General features: G+C 51.4%; 1 rRNA gene. It reads right to left on the minus strand.

The window, feature by feature from the left end:
- Nucleotides 1-2860: ribosomal RNA gene (locus AC07XZ_RS29025) — 23S ribosomal RNA — on the minus strand; the annotation flags it as partial.
- Between the last annotated feature and the right edge of the window lie 164 nt (nt 2861-3024).

Genomic DNA, 3024 nt, shown 5'->3' on the forward strand with positions numbered 1-3024 from the left:
TTAGCTCAACGCCTCACAGCGCTTACACACCCAACCTATCAACGTCGTAGTCTTCGACGGCCCTTCAGGGAACTCAAGGTTCCAGTGAGATCTCATCTTGAGGCAAGTTTCCCGCTTAGATGCTTTCAGCGGTTATCTTTCCCGAACATAGCTACCCGGCAATGCCACTGGCGTGACAACCGGAACACCAGAGGTTCGTCCACTCCGGTCCTCTCGTACTAGGAGCAGCCCCTCTCAAATCTCAAACGTCCACGGCAGATAGGGACCGAACTGTCTCACGACGTTCTAAACCCAGCTCGCGTACCACTTTAAATGGCGAACAGCCATACCCTTGGGACCGGCTTCAGCCCCAGGATGTGATGAGCCGACATCGAGGTGCCAAACACCGCCGTCGATATGAACTCTTGGGCGGTATCAGCCTGTTATCCCCGGAGTACCTTTTATCCGTTGAGCGATGGCCCTTCCATACAGAACCACCGGATCACTAAGACCTACTTTCGTACCTGCTCGACGTGTCTGTCTCGCAGTCAAGCGCGCTTTTGCCTTTATACTCTACGACCGATTTCCGACCGGTCTGAGCGCACCTTCGTACTCCTCCGTTACTCTTTAGGAGGAGACCGCCCCAGTCAAACTACCCACCATACACTGTCCTCGATCCGGATAACGGACCTGAGTTAGAACCTCAAAGTTGCCAGGGTGGTATTTCAAGGATGGCTCCACGCGAACTGGCGTCCACGCTTCAAAGCCTCCCACCTATCCTACACAAGCAAATTCAAAGTCCAGTGCAAAGCTATAGTAAAGGTTCACGGGGTCTTTCCGTCTAGCCGCGGATACACTGCATCTTCACAGCGATTTCAATTTCACTGAGTCTCGGGTGGAGACAGCGCCGCCATCGTTACGCCATTCGTGCAGGTCGGAACTTACCCGACAAGGAATTTCGCTACCTTAGGACCGTTATAGTTACGGCCGCCGTTTACCGGGGCTTCGATCAAGAGCTTCGCGTTAGCTAACCCCATCAATTAACCTTCCGGCACCGGGCAGGCGTCACACCCTATACGTCCACTTTCGTGTTTGCAGAGTGCTGTGTTTTTAATAAACAGTCGCAGCGGCCTGGTATCTTCGACCGGCGTGGGCTTACGCAGCAAGTGCTTCACCCTCACCGGCGCACCTTCTCCCGAAGTTACGGTGCCATTTTGCCTAGTTCCTTCACCCGAGTTCTCTCAAGCGCCTTGGTATTCTCTACCCAACCACCTGTGTCGGTTTGGGGTACGGTTCCTGGTTATCTGAAGCTTAGAAGCTTTTCTTGGAAGCATGGCATCAACCACTTCGTCGCCTAAAGGCAACTCGTCATCAGCTCTCGGCCTTAAGATCCCGGATTTACCTAAGATCTCAGCCTACCACCTTAAACTTGGACAACCAACGCCAAGCTGGCCTAGCCTTCTCCGTCCCTCCATCGCAATAACCAGAAGTACAGGAATATTAACCTGTTTTCCATCGACTACGCTTTTCAGCCTCGCCTTAGGGACCGACTAACCCTGCGTCGATTAACGTTGCGCAGGAAACCTTGGTCTTTCGGCGTGGGTGTTTTTCACACCCATTGTCGTTACTCATGTCAGCATTCGCACTTCTGATACCTCCAGCAAGCTTCTCAACTCACCTTCACAGGCTTACAGAACGCTCCTCTACCGCATCACTTACGTGATACCCGTAGCTTCGGTGTATGGTTTGAGCCCCGTTACATCTTCCGCGCAGGCCGACTCGACTAGTGAGCTATTACGCTTTCTTTAAAGGGTGGCTGCTTCTAAGCCAACCTCCTAGCTGTCTAAGCCTTCCCACATCGTTTCCCACTTAACCATAACTTTGGGACCTTAGCTGACGGTCTGGGTTGTTTCCCTTTTCACGACGGACGTTAGCACCCGCCGTGTGTCTCCCATGCTCGGCACTTGTAGGTATTCGGAGTTTGCATCGGTTTGGTAAGTCGGGATGACCCCCTAGCCGAAACAGTGCTCTACCCCCTACAGTGATACATGAGGCGCTACCTAAATAGCTTTCGAGGAGAACCAGCTATCTCCGAGCTTGATTAGCCTTTCACTCCGATCCACAGGTCATCCGCTAACTTTTCAACGGTAGTCGGTTCGGTCCTCCAGTCAGTGTTACCTAACCTTCAACCTGCCCATGGATAGATCGCCCGGTTTCGGGTCTATTCCCAGCGACTAGACGCCCTATTAAGACTCGCTTTCGCTACGCCTCCCCTATTCGGTTAAGCTCGCCACTGAAAATAAGTCGCTGACCCATTATACAAAAGGTACGCAGTCACAGAACAAAGTCTGCTCCCACTGCTTGTACGCATACGGTTTCAGGATCTATTTCACTCCCCTCTCCGGGGTTCTTTTCGCCTTTCCCTCACGGTACTAGTTCACTATCGGTCAGTCAGTAGTATTTAGCCTTGGAGGATGGTCCCCCCATATTCAGACAAAGTTTCTCGTGCTCCGTCCTACTCGATTTCATGACTAAGAGACTTTCGCGTACAGGGCTATCACCCACTATGGCCGCACTTTCCAGAGCGTTCCGCTAATCTCAAAGCCACTTAAGGGCTAGTCCCCGTTCGCTCGCCACTACTAAGGGAATCTCGGTTGATTTCTTTTCCTCAGGGTACTTAGATGTTTCAGTTCCCCTGGTTCGCCTCTTGCACCTATGTATTCAGTACAAGATAACCATCTTGTGATGGCTGGGTTCCCCCATTCAGACATCTCCGGATCAAAGTCTGTTTGCCGACTCCCCGAAGCTTTTCGCAGGCTACCACGTCTTTCATCGCCTCTGACTGCCAAGGCATCCACCGTATGCGCTTCTTCACTTGACCATATAACCCCAAGCAATCTGGTTATACTGTGAAGACGACATTCGCCGAAAATTCGAATTTCTCAACTAAGAGAACTCACAAATTTTACCTTAGCCTGATCACCACCAGTGAAAGTGGCCATCAGTCTATCTTTCTATCACATACCCAAATTTTTAAAGAACGAT

The sequence above is a fragment of the Pseudomonas sp. GW458-11-26-14-LB4 genome (assembly GCF_059423925.1).